The organism is Cellulosimicrobium cellulans, assembly GCF_016921195.1.
GTDB lineage: Bacteria > Actinomycetota > Actinomycetes > Actinomycetales > Cellulomonadaceae > Cellulosimicrobium > Cellulosimicrobium cellulans_F.
Window position 1 is genome coordinate 79,245 of sequence record NZ_JAFGYF010000001.1, and the last position, 16,756, is coordinate 96,000.

Consider the following 16,756-nt stretch of genomic DNA (forward strand, 5'->3'; position numbering starts at 1 on the left):
GACATGTCCACCCCCGCGCACGCCGACGAGCCCCGGAGGGATCCGGCGGGCGGGCGTGGCAGCGGTCGCGGGCAGCCACTCCCGGTCCCCGCCCCGCCCGGCGGGCACGCGCTGCGCATCGACCCACGCTCGCGCCCTGCCCCCGCGCCGCCGCCGCTGCCCGTGGTCGACGAGGTCTCGGCCGGCGGCCTCGTCGTCACGATCGCGGGTGGCGCCCCGTCCGCGGCGATCATCGCGCGGCGCAACCGGGGAGGTCGCCTCGAGTGGTGCCTGCCCAAGGGCCACCTCGAGGGGGACGAGACCCCTGAGCAGGCGGCCGTCCGCGAGATCGCGGAGGAGACCGGCATCGAGGGGGCGGTGCAGGAGCCGCTCGGCGTCATCGACTACTGGTTCACCGGCGACGACCGCCGGGTGCACAAGGTCGTCCACCACTTCCTCCTGCGTGCGACGGGGGGCTACCTCACGGTCGAGGGCGACCCGGACGGTGAGGCCGAGGACGTCGCGTGGATCCCCGTGGCGGACCTGCCCGACCGGCTCGCCTACCCCAACGAGCGCCGCATCGCCGCCGTCGCGCAGAGCGTGCTCGAGGGCAGGCCGGCACGGTTCCACGGGGTGGTCGAGAGTAGGGTGACCCGGACGATCGTCCGCTCGCCCGGCCGTCCGCACGACGGCCGCGGCGGCCCGGCACCGCCCGCCCCACGGAGCTCGACCGACCACTCATGACGCCCTCCCCCAGCACCGGCGCGCGCCCCCGCGGTGCCGTGCCGGCCCCGCTCCTCGGCCGGTCCGCTCGGTTCCTCGTCGCCTCCGTCATCCTGCTGGTCCTGACCGTCGGCGCGGTGCTCGGGGGAACCCTCACGGCCGCGAGCGCGACGGCGGACACCACGCCCCAGGCCGAGGACGCGGTGACGCTCGAGGTGTCGTCGTTGCAGCCCACCGTGCTCGGACCGGGCGACACCCTGACCGTGGCGGCGCGCGTCACCAACGGGACGACGGAGACGCTCGCGTCGCCCACGGTGTCGCTCGGCATCGAGCGGCGCGCGCTGGGCACGCGCTCGGCGCTCGAGAGCTGGACGACGACCGGGACCGACGGCCGCGTCGGTGTCGGCGTGACCACCCAGGAGCTCGGGGCGCCGCTCGCGCCCGGCGCGAGCGCCGACGTCACGCTCACCGTCCCGGTCGCGGAGCTCAACCTGAACGCGGGCAGCGACTGGGGCCCGCGCGGCATCTCCCTCACGGTGTCCGACGCCGGCGTGCGCCAGGCCGTGCAACGCACCTTCGTCCTGTGGGAGCCGTCGGGCGAGGTGACCCCGCTGCGCCTGAGCGTGGTCGCCGCGATGACCGGCCCACCGGTGGACCCCGACCCCCAGGCGTACGACGACGCGCTCTCGGCCGCGGTGGCGACGGACGGTCGCCTCGGGCGCCTGCTCGCGGCGACCGGTGATGCGCCGGAGGTCGGGTGGGTCGCGGACCCGGCACTGCTCGCCGCGGCGGCGGGAGCCGGCGACCCGGCGGTGAACGCCTGGGCCGACGCCGTGAGCGACGGTGCCGCGGCTCGGTCGACGTTCGCGCTGCGCGCCTACGACCCGGACGTCGCGGCGTTCGCGCACGCCGGTCTCGCGCTGCCGGAGGGGACGCCGCTGCCTGCCGCAGCCGACCCGACGACCGAGGACGCGTCGTCCGACGACGCTGCCACGACGGACGAGACGGGCGACGGCACCGGTACCGCGGCCGACCTCACGGCCGGGTGGCGGACCGACCTCGCCTGGCCGGGAGACGCCGTCCCCGACCTGTCCACGACGACGCTCGCCGCGGCGTCGGGCGCGACCGCCACCGTCGTCGGTCCCGGCGGGCTCGTCCCGGACGAGTCGCTGACCTACACGCCGTCCGGCGTCGCCGAGGTCGCGACGGCCGCCGGACCCGTGAAGGCGCTCGTCGCGGACTCGGTGCTCACGGCCCTCCTGTCCGCTGGCGACGGCTCGGGCGTCACGGCGACGCAGCGGATCCTCGCCGAGACCGCCGTGATCGCCCGCGAGCGCCCCGCCGAGCAGCGCCACGTCGTCGTCGCCCTGCCTCGGAGCTGGGAGGCCGAGCCGACGCTCTTCAGCGCACGGCTCGACGCCCTCCGCGCGGCTCCCTGGGTCGACCTGACCCCGGTGGACGACCTCCTGGCCTCCGCGCCGCCCGCCGTCGATCGCACGACGCTGCCGGACGACAGCATCGGCGAAGGCGAGATCACCGTCGCCCAGCTCCGGGCTCTCGACCGGTCGCGCACGGACCTCGCGGCGTTCGCGACCGTCGCCTCCGACCCCGCGACGATCACGCGGCCGCTCGAGCCCGACTTCGTCACCCCCACCGCCGTCGCGTTCCGCACCGCGCAACCGTCGCGTGTGCTCGCGGTCCAGCACGCCGAGCAGCGGTCCGCCGCCGTCCGGGGCGCCCTCTCGGTCGAGACGCGCGCCCCGTTCCTCTTCGTGGCCGAGGAGGAGGACCTCCCCGTGCGGGTGCGCAGCACCCTGGAGCAGGACGCGACCGTCCAGGTGGTCCTGCGCCCGGACGACCCGCGGCTGCGCGCACCGGAGCGGCGGACCGTGACGATCCCGGCCGCCACCCGGGACGCCGACGGCGACCTGGTACCGACCGAGACGAGCGTCGGGGTGCCCGTCGAGGGGTTCGGGAGCGGGAACGTCACGGTCGAGGTCGAGCTCGTCAGTGCCGCGCAGCCCCAGGTCCGTGTCGCGGAGCCGCAGGAGTTCGTCGTGCGCGTGCGCGCCGACTGGGAGTCGGTGGGCACCGTGGTCGTGGCGGTGCTCCTCGCCCTCGCCCTGGTGGCCGGGATCTGGCGCACGGTGCGTCGCGGCCGCTCGCCCCGCCGTCTGGCGGGCGCCACGGTGGACCAGCCGGCCCCCGCCGACCACGTCCCGGCCGCGACGACCCCGGCCGGCGAACCCGGCGATCCGCAGGCTCGTCGGGACGAGGAGCGCGTCGAGTGAGCCCGGACCAGCCCCGGCACGTCCGGCCCCCGGGCGCCGGGCGCGGCACGCGGCCCGGCACGACGCGCGACGTCGTCCCGTCCGGGGCGCTCCCGGGCGACCCGGCGGCGTCGGGCACCCCGGACGAGACGGCGGAGGCCGGGGCCACCGCGGCGCCCGCTGCGCGGACGGGCGGGCTCGGCCGCTCGTCCGCGCTCATGGCGTCGGGCACGTTCGTCTCGCGCGGCCTCGGGCTCGTCCGCAACGTCCTCCTCGTGGCCGCGATCGGGACCACCGGCCTGGTCGCGGACGCCTTCGACGTCGCGAACAAGATCCCCAACGTCCTCTTCGCGATCCTCGCGGGCGGCGTCCTCAACGCCGTCCTCGTCCCGCAGATCGTCCGCGCCTACCGTGCGCGCAACACCCAGGAGCGGCTCGACAAGCTGCTCACGCTCTCCGGCGTCGTGCTCGTGGCGCTCTCGGCGCTGCTCACGGCGGGGTCGAGCATCCTCGTCGCGCTCTACACCGGGCCCGGCTGGACGGCACCGCAGACGTCGCTCGCCGTCGCCTTCGCCTTCTGGTGCACGCCGCAGCTCTTCTTCTACGGGCTGTACACGCTGCTCGGGCAGGTGCTCAACGCGCGTGGCCAGTTCGGTCCGTTCATGTGGGCACCGGTGCTCAACAACGTCGTGTCGATCGTCGGGTTCGCGGCGTTCATCGCGATCTACGGTCCCGCGGCCACGGGCAACGTCGACGACCTCACGCAGTGGGACGGGCCCAAGATCGCGCTGCTGGCCGGCACCGCGACGCTCGGGGTCGCGGCCCAGGCGCTCATCCTCGTCGTCCCGCTGTGGCGGGCCGGCTTCCGCTGGCACCTGCGGTTCGGCCTGCACGGCATCGGGCTGCGGTCCGCGGGCCAGGTGGCGTTGTGGACGTTCGCCGCCGTCCTCCTCGAGCAGGTCGGGGTCCTGTTCACCACGCGCTTCGCGAGCGAGGCGCCCCGCGCGGCGCTCGCGCAGACGTTCGGGCCCTACCGTGACGACCCCGGGACGCTCGGCGCGGTCACCGGGCTGATCACGGGCGCGCCCGACGCGTTCTCGGGAGCTCTCGCGGTGGCCGGCAACGCCGCCTACACGCAGGCGCTCATGATCTACCTCCTGCCCCACTCGCTCGTGACCGTCTCGATCGCGACGGCGCTCTTCACGGGCATGAGCGCCGCGGCGCACGCGGGCGACCTCGCGCGCGTCCGGCACGACCTCTCGCGCGGCGTGCGCACCGTCGGGGTCTTCACGGTCTTCGCGACCGTCGTGCTGGTCGTCCTCGCCCTGCCGATCACCAAGCTGCTCGTCCCCTCCGTCGACGCCGCGTCCGGCGAGGCGGTCTCCGAGGTGCTGCGGGCGATGGCGCTCGGGCTCGTCCCCCTGGGCGGCATGGTGCTCATGAAGTGGGTCTACTACGCGTTCGAGGACGGCCGGACCGTCTTCTGGATCCAGGTGCCGGGCACGCTCGTGCTCGTCGGCGTGTCCTGGCTGGCGACGCAGGTGCTGGCACCCCAGCTCTGGGTCGTCGGCATCGGCCTCGCGATGAGCGTCTCCAACCTCGTGGCCGTCGCGCTGCGCACCGTCGGGCTGCGACGCACGCTCCGCGGGCTCGACGGCGCACGGATCCTGCGGCTCCACGTCAAGGCCGGCCTTGCGGCGCTCGTCAGCGGGGTCGCGGGATGGGGCGTCCTGCGCGGGTTCGTCGTCGTCACCGGCGACCGCCCGGACGGCATCTACGGGCTGTCGTGGTGGCAGGCCGTCGTCGTGGTGGCCGTCGCCGGAGCGGTGATGACGCTCGTGTACGCGGGCGGGCTCAAGCTCATGCGCGTGCGCGAGCTGGACCAGCTCGCCGGTCCGGTCGTGGGCCGGGTCCGACGGCTCGTGCGGCGGTGACCGACGCCCGCGCTCCGGGCGCAGATCGGGCGATACGAGGGCATTCGGGGCCCGCGTACCATGGTGTGTCGACCACGAGTCCCACGGAGGAGGTCCGGTGAACGGCGTGGCCCCAGGAACACTGCTCGTCGCGCGCTACCGGCTCGACGAGCAGCTCGCGTCCGACCTGTCGGACGTCACGGCATGGTCGGCGCACGACCAGATCCTCGACCGACCGGTCCGGGTCTCGCTGGTCTCCGGCGCGCACGTCGCCGACGCCCTCGACTCCGCCCGGCGCGCCGCGCTCGTCGTCGACCCGCGCCTCACCCGCGTGCTCGACGTCGGGGCGGAGGACGGCGTCGCGTACGTCGTCACCGAGCGCTACACGGGCATCACGCTGAGCGAGGTCGTCGCGGGCGGCATCGTCGACCCGCAGCAGGCGCGTGCGATCGTCGGCGAGGCCGCGGCCGCGCTGGAGGTCGCCCGGCGCCGCGGCGTCCACCACCTCGCGCTGCGGCCCGACGCGCTCCGCGTCGACGGGAGCCGGGTCCTCGTCACGGGCCTCGGGCTGGACGCCGGCGTGGCGGGTCACGACCAGCACGACGCCGACCTGACGTCGCGCGCCGACGCCGTCGGCCTCGTCGCACTCCTCTACTACGCGATGACGGCGCGCTGGGCCGGGCCGTCCCTGGACGTCCCGTGGATCGCCCCGGAGGCCATCCACCCCCTCCCCGCGCAGCGTGCGGCCGACGGGGTCCTCCCGCTCTCCGCCGTCCGCCCGGACGTGCCCGCGGAGCTGGACGCGCTGTGCGCGCAGGCCTTCGCCGGCACCCACGGCACGGTCGAGGAGTGGACGGCGCCGCCCGCGGGTGACGCGCCCCGCTCCCCCGCCGACGTCGTCGGCGCGGTCGAGCCGTGGGGCGAGGTCTCGGTCGTCGCGGCGCTCCCGTCGTTCGTGCAGCCCGCGACCGCGGGCGTGAGCCGCCAGTCCGTCCGCACGGCGTTCGACGGTGCGACGAGCGCGCCCCCGGGGACGCCGCCGCCCGCACCGCCGGTGCGGCGCCCGACGACAGGACGCATCCACCGCGTGGGAGACGTGCCGGGCTCCGCCGGTCCGGGCGGGGCGTACGCCGCCGGGGCCGCCACGGGCGCCACGGCAGCAGTCCCGCCACCCGCGCCGGACGCGGCGACCGCGGGATACGCGGTCCCGCCGCCCCCCGCGGGCTACGACGCCGGGACCGCGCCCTTGCAGTACGCGGCCGCACCGCCTCCCGTGCCCCCGACCACGGAGGCGCCGCAGGCTTGGAGCGAACCCGCGCCGAGCCGGCGCGGGCCGCGCCGGTTCAACGCCACCCCGATCGTCCTCGTGCTCGTCCTCGGCCTCGTGGTGTGGGGGGTCGTGTGGGCGGTGAACACCGCGTTCGACGGGTTCGGACCCGCGCTCCAGACGAGCGAGGAACCGACGGGTGAGGGGTCGCAGGCTCCGGCCGAGGGCGGAGAGGGCACAGCGGACGGCGAGCAGGCTCCTCCGGCCCCGGAGGTCCGCCCCGTGATCGCCTCGGGCCAGGCCCTGGACCCCGAGGGCGACGCCTCGGGCAACAACGACGGCGAGCACCCCGAGCTGGCGCCGCTCGCCTACGACCAGCAGCCGGACACGACCTGGATCTCGCGCCGGTACAACGCGGCGGACTTCGCCGGTCTGCGCTCCGGGATCGGGTTCGCGGTCACGCTCGAGCAGAAGGCGCCCGTCTCGACGGTCGTCATCGACACCGCGGCGAACGGCGGCCACGTCGAGATCCGGGCGACCAGCCCGGACACTCCCACCGAGGGCACCGTGCTCGCGTCGGGGCCGCTGGCCCCCGGTGCGGAGTTCACGTTCGACCAGCCGGTCGAGGCGGAGTCGATCGTGCTGTGGTTCACCGAGCTCCCGCAGAACCCGGCCGGCGAGTTCCGCGCGGAGATCAACGAGATCCTCATCTCGTGACACGGAGAGGGCCGTCGTGCGCGACGGCCCTCTCCGTGTGCGGTGAGCTTGCGTGACGCGGCGCCCCGGGAGCGGCCGCACGGACGGCGGACGCGCCCGGCCTCGGGTCCGGCGTAGCGTGCCCGACACCCGTACCGTGGAACAGAAGCCGCCCCGGCGGCGTTCACACTCTCGCGTGGTCGGCCGCCACGCACCGAGCATCGAGGAGAGCACGTGACCGAGCAGTCAGCCGTCCAGAACCTGATCGTCGTCGGGTCCGGTCCCGCGGGGTACACCGCGGCGATCTACGCGGCGCGCGCGGGCCTGGCCCCGCTCGTGCTCGCGGGCTCCGTCACCGCCGGCGGTGCGCTGATGAACACGACGGACGTCGAGAACTTCCCCGGCTTCCCCGACGGGATCATGGGCCCCGACCTCATGGAGAACATGCGGAAGCAGGCCGAGCGGTTCGGCGCGCGCATCGAGTGGGACGACGCCACGCTGCTCGACCTCGAGGGGCCGGTCAAGACCGTCGTGACGGGCAACGGCGACACCTACCGCGCCCGCGCCGTCATCCTCGCGACCGGGTCCGCCTACCGCGAGCTCGGACTGGACGACGAGAAGCGCCTGTCCGGGCGCGGGGTGTCCTGGTGCGCGACGTGCGACGGGTTCTTCTTCCGCGACCAGCACATCGCCGTCGTCGGCGGGGGCGACTCCGCGATGGAGGAGGCGACGTTCCTGACCCGGTTCGCCGAGAAGGTCACGCTGGTCCACCGCCGCGACGAGCTGCGCGCGTCGAAGATCATGGCGGACCGCGCGCTCAACGACCCGAAGATCGAGTTCGCCTGGAACAGCGAGGTCGCCGGCATCGGCGGCGAGAACAAGGTCGAGGGGCTCACGCTGCGCGACACCGTGACCGGCGAGGAGCGCGAGCTCCCCGCGACCGGCCTGTTCGTGGCCATCGGTCACGAGCCCCGCACCGAGCTCGTCAAGGGTCAGATCGACCTGGACGAGGAGGGCTACATCCAGGTCGTCGGGCGCACCACCGCGACCAACCTCGAGGGCGTGTTCGCGTGCGGCGACGCCGTCGACCACACCTACCGCCAGGCCATCACGGCGGCCGGCTCGGGGTGCGCCGCCGCGCTCGACGCGCAGCGCTACCTCACCGAGCTCGCCGACGCCGCCGGCCTGGAGGACCTCGCCGGCACCCCGCAGACGCTGAACCCCGACGAGCTGCCCGAGGCGCTCGCCGAGCTCCAGGCCTGAACCAGCGTCCCCCGTCCACCGAGTCCTACCGCAGGAGGCCACCATGCCGACCGTTCCGGTCACCGACGACACCTTCCGTGCCGAGGTCCTCGAGTCCGAGGTCCCCGTCCTCGTCGACTTCTGGGCGACGTGGTGCGGCCCGTGCCGCCAGGTCGCGCCGATCCTCGAGGAGCTCGCCGAGGAGTACGACGGCAAGATCAAGATCGCCAAGCTCGACACCGACGCGAACCCCGAGACGACCGGCGCCTACGGCATCGTGTCGATCCCCACGCTGAACGTCTACGTGGGCGGCGAGCTCCAGAAGTCGATCATCGGTGCGCGTCCCAAGCGGGCGCTCACCGAGGAGATCGACGCCGTGCTCGCCACGACCGTCTGAGCCGCACCCGAGCACCCCGCCGGAGGGCGGACCGCGAGCACCGCGGTCCGCCCTCCGGCGTCTTCACGGGATCCCCCGATGCCCCGTGCGACACTGGGGGTCGTGACTGGACCGACGACTCCCCCGCAGCAGCCCGCTCCCAGCGGCACCCGCCTCGACCCGTGGTTCGGTGCCTACGCAGAGCGAGCGCACGGGATGCGAGCGTCGGAGATCCGGGCGCTGTTCGCGGTGGCGAACCGGCCCGAGGTCGTGTCGCTCGCCGGCGGTATGCCGTACCTCGAAGGACTCCCGCTCGACCAGATCGCCGACACCATGCAGCGTCTCGTCGCGACACGCGGGGCGACTGCGCTCCAGTACGGCTCCGGGCAGGGCGACGAGACGCTCCGCGAGCGGATCCTGGACGTGGTCCGGCTCGAGGGCATCGAGTGTCACCCCGACGACGTCGTGGTCACGACGGGGTCGCAGCAGGCGCTCGATCTCGTGACCCGGATCTTCGTCGACCCCGGCGACGTCGTCGTGGCCGAAGCGCCGAGCTACGTGGGTGCCCTCGGCGTCTTCCGCTCGTACCAGGCCGACGTCGTGCACGTGCCGCTCGACGAGCACGGCCTCGTCCCCGAGGCCCTCGAGGAGACGCTCGCCCGCCTCGCGGCGGACGGTCGCCGCGTCAAGCTGCTCTACACCGTGCCGAACTTCCACAACCCGGCCGGGGTGACCCTCACCGCAGAGCGTCGCCCGCGCATCCTGGAGATCGCGCAGCGCTACGGCGTCCTGGTCATCGAGGACAACCCCTATGGCCTCCTGGGCTTCGACGGGCAGACGCTCCCCGCCCTCCGCTCGCTCGACGAGGACGGCGTCCTGTACCTCGGGTCGTTCTCCAAGACCTTCGCCCCGGGATACCGCGTCGGCTGGGTCGTCGCACCCCACGCGGTCCGCGAGAAGCTCGTCCTCGCGAGCGAGTCGGCGATCCTCTGCCCATCGAACGCCTCGCAGCTCGCCATCGCCGCCTACCTCGACACGTGCGACTGGAAGGGTCAGATCAAGCAGTTCCGCGAGCTCTACCGGGAACGCCGGGACGCCATGATCGGCGCTCTCTCCGAGCACCTCCCCTCGGCCCGCTGGACGGTGCCCGACGGCGGCTTCTACACGTGGGTCCAGCTCCCCGAGGGCCTCGACGCACGGTCCATGCTCCCGCGCGCCGTCACGGCGCGCGTGGCCTACGTGCCGGGCACCGCCTTCTACGCGGACGGCACCGGCTCGAGCCACGTGCGCCTGTCCTACTGCTTCCCGACCCCCGAGCGGATCCGTGAGGGAGTCCGTCGCCTCGCCGGGGTCGTCAACGCCGAGCAGGAGCTGGTCGAGATCTTCGGGACGAACGCCGAGCTCGACCCCGACGTCACGGACGTCGAGAACCCCTCGCCCAACCTGGCCTGAAGCACCTCACCACGACGCCGAGCGGCCCTCACCGGGCGACGCCGGCACCGAACAGGAGTCCGTCAACAGTGGACACGACCACGGGTACCCCGACGGCCGCGGGCGAGGCTGCCACCGCCGCCCCGAGCGAGACGCAGCGCCCTGACCAGCACCTTCACCTCCTCCGGCCCGACGACGACGTGCCCCCGGGCGGGCACGTCGCGATCCTCGCCGGCGGGCTCTCCCACGAGCGCGACGTCTCGCTGCGGTCAGGGCGCCGCGTCGCCGAGAGCTTGCGCGCCGCCGACCTCGACGTGACGGTCCACGACGTCGACGCCGATCTCCTTCCCTTCCTCGCCGCGACCCGCCCGGACGTCGTGTGGCCGCTCCTGCACGGCGCGAGCGGCGAGGACGGCTCGATCCGTGACGTGCTCGAGCTCGTCGGGGTCCCCTATGTCGGCACCGGGCCGCGGGAGAGCCGGGCGGCCTGGAGCAAGCCCGTCGCGAAGAGCGTCGTGCTCGGCGCGGGTCTGTGCACGCCCGAGTACGTGACCCTCCCGCAGAGCCTGTTCCGAGAGCTCGGCGCCCAGCCCGTCCTGGACGCCGTGGTCGCACGCCTGGGGCTCCCCCTGGTCGTCAAGCCGACCCATGGCGGTTCGGCACTGGGCGTGACCCTCGTCGAACGTGCCGACCAGCTTCCACGCGCCATGGTCGACTGCTTCGCGTACGGGGACGTCGCGCTCATCGAGCGCGCCGTGCGTGGCGTGGAGCTCGCGGTCAGCGTCGTCGACCTCGGCCAGGGGCCCGAGGCGCTGCCGCCTGTCGAGATCGTCACGACCGGGCCGTACGACTTCGACGCGCGCTACAACCCCGGTCGGACCGAGTACTTCGCCCCGGCTCGCCTGGACGACGACGTGCTCCGCATCGTCCGCGAGGTGGCCGTTCGGGCGCACGTCGCCCTCGGGCTGCGCGACCTGTCGCGTACCGACGTGATCCTCGACCAGGACGGCGTCGTGCAGTTCCTCGAGGTCAACGTCGCGCCCGGCATGACCGAGACCTCCCTCCTCCCCCAGGCAGCGCGCGCCGCCGGGCTCGACCTCGGTCGTCTCTACCGTTCGCTCGTGAACGCCCACGTGCGCCACTGACCGGCATCGGTCCGACGGACGCGCCGTCGGTCCCCTGTTTCACGTGGAACGTCGCGCTGACGGTCGCTCGACCGGTCGGCAGTCCTCGCCCTTCGCCGCGGCGCTTGCCTGCCCTGGTCTGAGTTCGCCTGGTCTGAGTTCGTCTGGTCTGAGTTCGCCTGGTCTGAGTTCGCCTGGTCTTGGCTCGCTGGTCTTTGCTCGCTTGGTCGCGCCGTGTCTGGTGGTACTCGAACTGGCTCCCCACGGAGATCGGATCTGACCCTAAGGCCCTTCACCCGGGGACCTGACGGAAGGACCAGCGACGCCCGATCCTTTCTGTGTCCTCTCTGTGGGAGAGTGTTTGGGTGCCGCCCCTGACGGCCGAGAGGAACTCCCCGCCGACGTCCGGGTCCCACACCGAGCGATCATGGCTCGCGCTCCCGTCGGTCCGTTCCGCGGACCCGTCCTCCGGGGCCGGCTCGTCAGCTCGTCCTGACTCTCCCGTCGGCTCTCGGTCCACACGCGAGCGAGCCCGACGGTCGTCCGTCTCCCACCCCGCCCGGTGCCGCACGTCACCTCAGGCAACTTCGGCCGACGGACGGGGTATGACACCTGCCGGGTACTCGTGGGGCTGGCGTCGACCGTGCACCGCTCGAGCCCACGACCCGGCCGGTGATCCCGCTGCTCGTCCGGTGGACCGGCGACAACGGAGATGACCGCATGAGAGCGCCCCGCGCTCCTCGGAGGTCATGACGATCCCGTGAGGGACCCGATCGTGCGGTGTCGGCACCGTCGGGAAGCCTCGCCATCGTCCTGTCTCGCACGGAAGGCTGTGCCGGTTCTCGCAGAAGTCTGGCGCACGTATCGGCCTGCGCGAACTGCACGTATCACCGACAGGGTTGTGGCTTGTCACAGACCCTCGTTCTTGGGGCCTCGCGGCGACTTCTCGCCAACGTCGGGCACCACGAGGTGCTTACCCGCTCGGTGCTGGATTATGCGCTCGACGCGTCCGTGAGCGGACGAGGCTTTGCGACGAGGCGTGCGCACGGGCAATCTGCCATCCCCCGGTGAGGCCCGGGAGAGCCGGGACGCGTGCCGGATATCGCACAACGCTCCGTCGAGCTGGCGCACGTGGCTACGCTCGGCCTGCGTCTCGTTTCACGTGAAACGACAAATCTCCGGCTGTGAGCCAGTGTTCCACGTGAAACCGCACCTCTTTAATGGCACGAGGAGCCGCGAACCCTGCCCGATGTCCAGGCTCAGCGAGAGCTCGGCATGGCAGGAGAACGAGCACAGCCCCACCCCAGCGGTGCATCGACACCGGCGCGATCCGGCGCACGTTCAGAGCGTCCCGAAGCCAGGTATCGCCGAGTCGCGCCCCGGAAACCTGAACCGCTCGCGACGCAAACACGTCTACCCCCGCAGCCCTACGTCGCGGCAGCCCCTCCGCGGATCGACTCGACCGTCCCGCCTCACACGTGCGCTCGTTTCACGTGAAACGTGACCCGGTGACAGCCTCGCAGCCACGTGCCCACAGCGTGCGTGACCCGTCGGGAGGCGGCGGCGCCTCGACGTTGTGGGCGCGGGGCGCACCACCGTCTGGTCGGTCGAGCGACGCAGAGAGCGGGCGCGAAATCGGACATCGACGGGCACGGGGTTGGATATCGCGTGTGGGATCGCCAGGGGCGCAGCTCAAGGACCGAGCGTCCGCGATGATCAGCAGTGCCACATGCGGACAAGGATGGCCGAGCGGCGGTCGGGGATCGTGGTTCTCCGCCGGGCTGCTTGAGAGCCCGTCAACCCGAGCCCCACGGCACGTCGACGACTCGCAGGCGTCCATCCTGCGCGGATGCAGTGGAAGCGCCGACAATCACCCTCGCGGGTTACGCATAAGGCCGAGACTGCCGCGGATACTCATGCGCATCCACGACAGTCCCGGCCTCGGCGCCTGCATCACGCTGCGCGTGACGCCCGCACCCTGGTCGCACTACTTGCGCAGAAGGCCCGGGTCGTCCGGCGCCATCACGTCGAGGATCCGGTTCAGGTCCTCGACAGATGCGAACTCGACCGTCAAGCGCCCCTTGTTCTTGCCGAGATCGACCTTCACGCGCGTCTCGAAGCGGTCGGAGAGGCGATGCGCGAGCTCGTCGATCGCCGCGGAGCGCTGACCTGCCCGCGGCGCGCGCGGCGCGCGGCGCTGCGCGTCCAGACCACCCATCGCGACGATCTCCTCGGTCGCCCGGACCGAGAGTCCTTCTGCGACGATTCTCTGGGCAAGGCGCTCGATCTCCGCACCGTCGGTGAGACCCAGCAGCGCGCGCGCATGACCGGCGGAGAGGACGCCCGCCGCGACCCGCCGTTGCACCAGGGGAGGGAGACGTAGAAGCCTCAGGGTGTTCGAGATCTGCGGGCGACTACGCGAGATGCGCTCAGCGAGCTCCTCGTGAGTGCATCCGAAATCGTCCAGCAGCTGACGATACGCCGCCGCCTCCTCGAGGGGGTTGAGGGCGCTGCGGTGCAGGTTCTCGAGGAGTGCGTCACGCAGCAGGTCGGCATCGTCCGTCTCCCGGATGATCGCGGGAATGACGTCGAGCCCGGCGGCCTGCGTGGCGCGCCACCTCCGCTCCCCCATGATCAGCTCGAAGGAACCGTCCTCCCCGGGGACGGGACGGACGACGATCGGCTGAAGGACGCCGATCTCGCGGATAGAGCCCACCAGCTCGTCGAGCTCGCCTTCGTCGAAGACCGTGCGCGGCTGGCGCGGGTTCGGACGGATCGACGCCGTCGGTACCTCGGCAAATCGCGCGCCAGGGACCGGTACGAGGTCATCGGCAGCGCCGCCCGTCCACTCCTCGGGGTTGTGGGTCGCCTCGCCCCCGAGCTTCTCCTGAGGCAGTTCCGCGACCGCGTCCCCCGTCGACTCCTCGCCCTTCGGTGTGGCAGGGGCCGTTTCACGTGAAACAGCACTCCCGGGTTCGTCCACAGAGCGCTTCGTTCCACCGCTTCGCTGCGTCCCCTCCGCTGCGCCGTCGGGTGCATGCAGGTCAGCAGCGTTCTCGTCCCCGCTGAGCACACCGCGCTCGCCGGAGCTCACCGCCTCGAGCTCCGCGAGATCGTGAGCCGAAAGCGACGTGAGGGCATCCAGGTCCGCAGGACCTGAACCGGTCTCCGTGACGAGGGTGACGACGGGAGTACCGTCCGTCCCACCGCCCTCGGCCGAACCTCCCGCAGAAGCACCCGCGGTCGGTGCGTCGCCGCGCGCCGTCTCCTCGGGCGCAGGGCTCGGGAAGAAGACGTCGACCGGTCGCTTCCCCTCCGAGCTGGTCGGGATGAGAGCCCCCAGCCCCCGGCCGAGCCCTCGACGCTTCTCGCTCATCGCAGTTCCTCCTGCCGCAGGCCGGGACCACCGATGGTGCCGGCAAACTCGTGTTCCGTTCGTACGGTCTCGGACGCAGACTCGGGGCTACCACCGTCGACGCGACTCGAACCGCGCCCCGGGAGGGTCTCGAGGTCGCGGTCCCCGGGCCGGTTCGCACCGCGTTCCGTCAGTTCACGCGCTGCCTCGAGGTACGCGAGCGCACCGGTCGACCCGGGGTCGTACGTCATCACCGTCTGCCCGTGGCTCGGTGCCTCTGAGATGCGCACGGAGCGCGGGACCGTTGTCCGCAGGGTTTGTTCGGGGAAGTGCTCACGCACTTCTGCCGCCACCTGCTGGGCGAGATTGGTTCGCCCGTCGTACATCGTCAGCAAGATCGTCGAGACGTGCAGGCCGGGGTTGAGGTGCGACTTGATGAGCTCGATCGTCTTGAGGAGCTGGCTCAGTCCCTCGAGTGCGTAGTACTCACACTGGATCGGGATGAGCACCTCTCGACCGACGACGAAAGCGTTCACGGTGAGAAGCCCGAGGCTCGGCGGGCAGTCGACCAGGACGTAGTCGATCGGGGCCAGGCCCTCCCGTTCTCGCCCCGCGAGGTACTCGTCCAGAGCGCGGCGGAGCCGTGTTTCACGTGAAACGAGAGAGACCAGCTCGATCTCCGCCCCGGAGAGGTCGATCGTCGCCGGCACGCACCACAGCGTCGGGATGTCGGGGCACTGCTGGACCGCACTGGCGAGTGGATCGCCGTCGACCAGGACGTCGTAGACCGACGGCGTTCCCGCGCGGTGCTCGACCCCGAGCGCGGTCGACGCGTTGCCCTGGGGATCGTTGTCGATGACGAGCACGTTGAGCCCTGACAGTGCAAGGCCGGCAGCGAGATTCACCGTCGTCGTGGTCTTCCCCACGCCGCCCTTCTGGTTCGCCACTGTGATGATGCGCGTCGACACCGGGCGCGGGAAGCGTCGACCTTGGAGGTCGATGCGACGCCTGGCGTCTTCCGCCAGCTGCGCGGCGAGCGGCGTCGACTCGTCCGTGACCGGCAGGCTCGCCATCAGCGCAGCTCTCCGGTCGTCCTCGCTGTCGGGATTCTGCACCCCTCCCCCGTCCTGCGAGAGAGACGTCGCCGACCGATCCTGAGGCTCCCCAGGGTCGACAGGGCTATCCGTCACGCGTCTCATCCTCTCCGTCGTCGCGTCCCAGCATGCGCCGTCCGGCCCACTCATCGGTGGATGTCGGGCGCTCGTCGCCCCGTGTCGTCAGACAGCCGTGCTGACGCCGAGGGGCGGGTTCAGCGTGCTCCAGTCTGCCGCACGATGCGTACGACGGTGGTGCTCTCCACACCGGGGATGGTCGGCGCGACCACGATCTCGGGCTCGCCCCCCTTGAGGCGTCGCAGCACCTTGCGAGCGGGCTCGATCTCCCGCGCTACATTGCGGCCCTTCAGGACGATCATCTCGCCGCCTGGTCGGACGAGGGGAAGCGAGAGCCGGACCAGCTTGTCCAGCGCGGCGACGGCGCGAGACGTCACGACGTCGCACTCGAACGCATCGTGGTACTCCTCAGCACGCCCCCGCTTCACCTCGATGTTCGAGAGATTCAGGTCCGCGGCGATCTCCGACAACCAGGCGCACCGCCGCTCCATCGGCTCGACCAGGTAGACGGAAGCACTCGGCCGCATCGCAGCGATCACGACTCCGGGGAGTCCGGCGCCAGATCCGATGTCCGCGATGAGCCCTGACTCCGGGAGGAACGGGACGACCGCGGCAGAGTTCAAGATGTGTCGGTCCCAGATGCGATGCACCTCGCGAGGACCGATCAGTCCCCGCAGCTCGCCCTCCTCACGCAGGCGATCGGCAAACCGTTCGATGGTCGGGTACGACGCACCGAAGTACTCGGTCAGCGCCTCCCGTGAGATCTCTGGCTCTGCGTGGCCGTCCACCAGGTCGCGCATCGGCTCCTCTGCTTCCTCGTCACTGGGCACGCCATATCGTTTCACGTGAAACGACCGTCGGCGTGCTTGATCACGACCTGATCCCGTCGACCCGCGGAGCACCGGCCGCCATCCAGCCGCATCGGTGCACCCCGCCGCCCCGACCCCGCACACCGACGACGCCCGCCGAGGCGGACGCCCGCAACGGTCGCCAGTCACCAGGACCAGTCCTCCTCCCCCGGCATCCACGAGGCCGCAGAACGTGCCGTCGTGGACCGCGGCAGGTGCCGTCGGACGCGCAGTGGCCGATGACCGGTGCGTTGATGCCGACCCTGTCGGGCCGGGTCGCGTCCGTCGCGTGATGATCGTCAGCCCCTGGAGGGGTTGGTTCACCGGCAGCGGACCGGGCGCGTGTGCGTGATGTCCCCG

Annotated in this window: 11 protein-coding genes; 8 read left to right on the top strand and 3 right to left on the bottom strand. The window is 72.4% G+C overall.

Annotation, left to right across the window (positions count from 1 at the left end; genetic code table 11):
- Positions 1 to 3 precede the first annotated feature (3 nt).
- From JN535_RS00280 to JN535_RS00315, 8 genes are all read left to right on the top strand, one after another.
- Entirely contained in the window at positions 4 to 723 is a 720-nt protein-coding gene (locus JN535_RS00280) for an NUDIX hydrolase (protein WP_205200970.1), read from the top strand.
- Entirely contained in the window at positions 720 to 2,993 is a 2,274-nt protein-coding gene (locus JN535_RS00285; RefSeq protein WP_205200971.1) for a DUF6049 family protein, read from the top strand. The genes JN535_RS00280 and JN535_RS00285 overlap by 4 nt, the downstream gene beginning before the upstream one ends.
- A complete protein-coding gene (gene murJ, locus JN535_RS00290) occupies positions 2,990 to 4,906 on the top strand; it encodes a murein biosynthesis integral membrane protein MurJ (RefSeq protein WP_307868001.1) in 1,917 nt (638 codons plus the stop codon). The genes JN535_RS00285 and murJ overlap by 4 nt, the downstream gene beginning before the upstream one ends.
- A gap of 97 nt (positions 4,907 to 5,003) precedes the next feature.
- Positions 5,004 to 6,869, top strand: a complete 1,866-nt coding sequence (locus tag JN535_RS00295; protein WP_205200973.1) for a protein kinase family protein — start codon at positions 5,004 to 5,006, stop codon at positions 6,867 to 6,869.
- A gap of 213 nt (positions 6,870 to 7,082) precedes the next feature.
- Entirely contained in the window at positions 7,083 to 8,111 is a 1,029-nt protein-coding gene (trxB, locus tag JN535_RS00300; protein WP_205200974.1) for a thioredoxin-disulfide reductase, read from the top strand.
- A 43-nt stretch (positions 8,112 to 8,154) separates the two neighbouring features.
- Positions 8,155 to 8,487, top strand: coding sequence for a thioredoxin (gene trxA, locus JN535_RS00305; protein WP_205200976.1), 333 nt, complete (start codon positions 8,155 to 8,157; stop codon positions 8,485 to 8,487).
- Between the two features lie 78 nt (positions 8,488 to 8,565).
- Complete coding sequence (locus JN535_RS00310) at positions 8,566 to 9,918, top strand: aminotransferase-like domain-containing protein (protein ID WP_205200978.1); 1,353 nt, start codon at positions 8,566 to 8,568, stop codon at positions 9,916 to 9,918.
- Positions 9,919 to 10,097: 179 nt separating this feature from the next.
- Complete coding sequence (locus JN535_RS00315) at positions 10,098 to 11,042, top strand: D-alanine--D-alanine ligase family protein (protein WP_205202816.1); 945 nt, start codon at positions 10,098 to 10,100, stop codon at positions 11,040 to 11,042.
- 1,966 nt (positions 11,043 to 13,008) lie between these two features.
- Here JN535_RS00315 and JN535_RS00325 read toward each other — a convergent pair.
- From JN535_RS00325 to rsmG, 3 genes are all read right to left on the bottom strand, one after another.
- Positions 13,009 to 14,397, bottom strand: coding sequence for a ParB/RepB/Spo0J family partition protein (locus JN535_RS00325; RefSeq protein ID WP_205200981.1), 1,389 nt, complete (start codon positions 14,395 to 14,397; stop codon positions 13,009 to 13,011).
- Positions 14,394 to 15,491, bottom strand: a complete 1,098-nt coding sequence (locus tag JN535_RS00330; RefSeq protein WP_374100365.1) for a ParA family protein — start codon at positions 15,489 to 15,491, stop codon at positions 14,394 to 14,396. The genes JN535_RS00325 and JN535_RS00330 overlap by 4 nt, the downstream gene beginning before the upstream one ends.
- Before the next feature lie 194 nt (positions 15,492 to 15,685).
- Positions 15,686 to 16,348 (bottom strand): 16S rRNA (guanine(527)-N(7))-methyltransferase RsmG, encoded by a 663-nt coding sequence (rsmG, locus tag JN535_RS00335; protein WP_205202818.1) that lies wholly within the window; start codon positions 16,346 to 16,348, stop codon positions 15,686 to 15,688.
- Between the last annotated feature and the right edge of the window lie 408 nt (positions 16,349 to 16,756).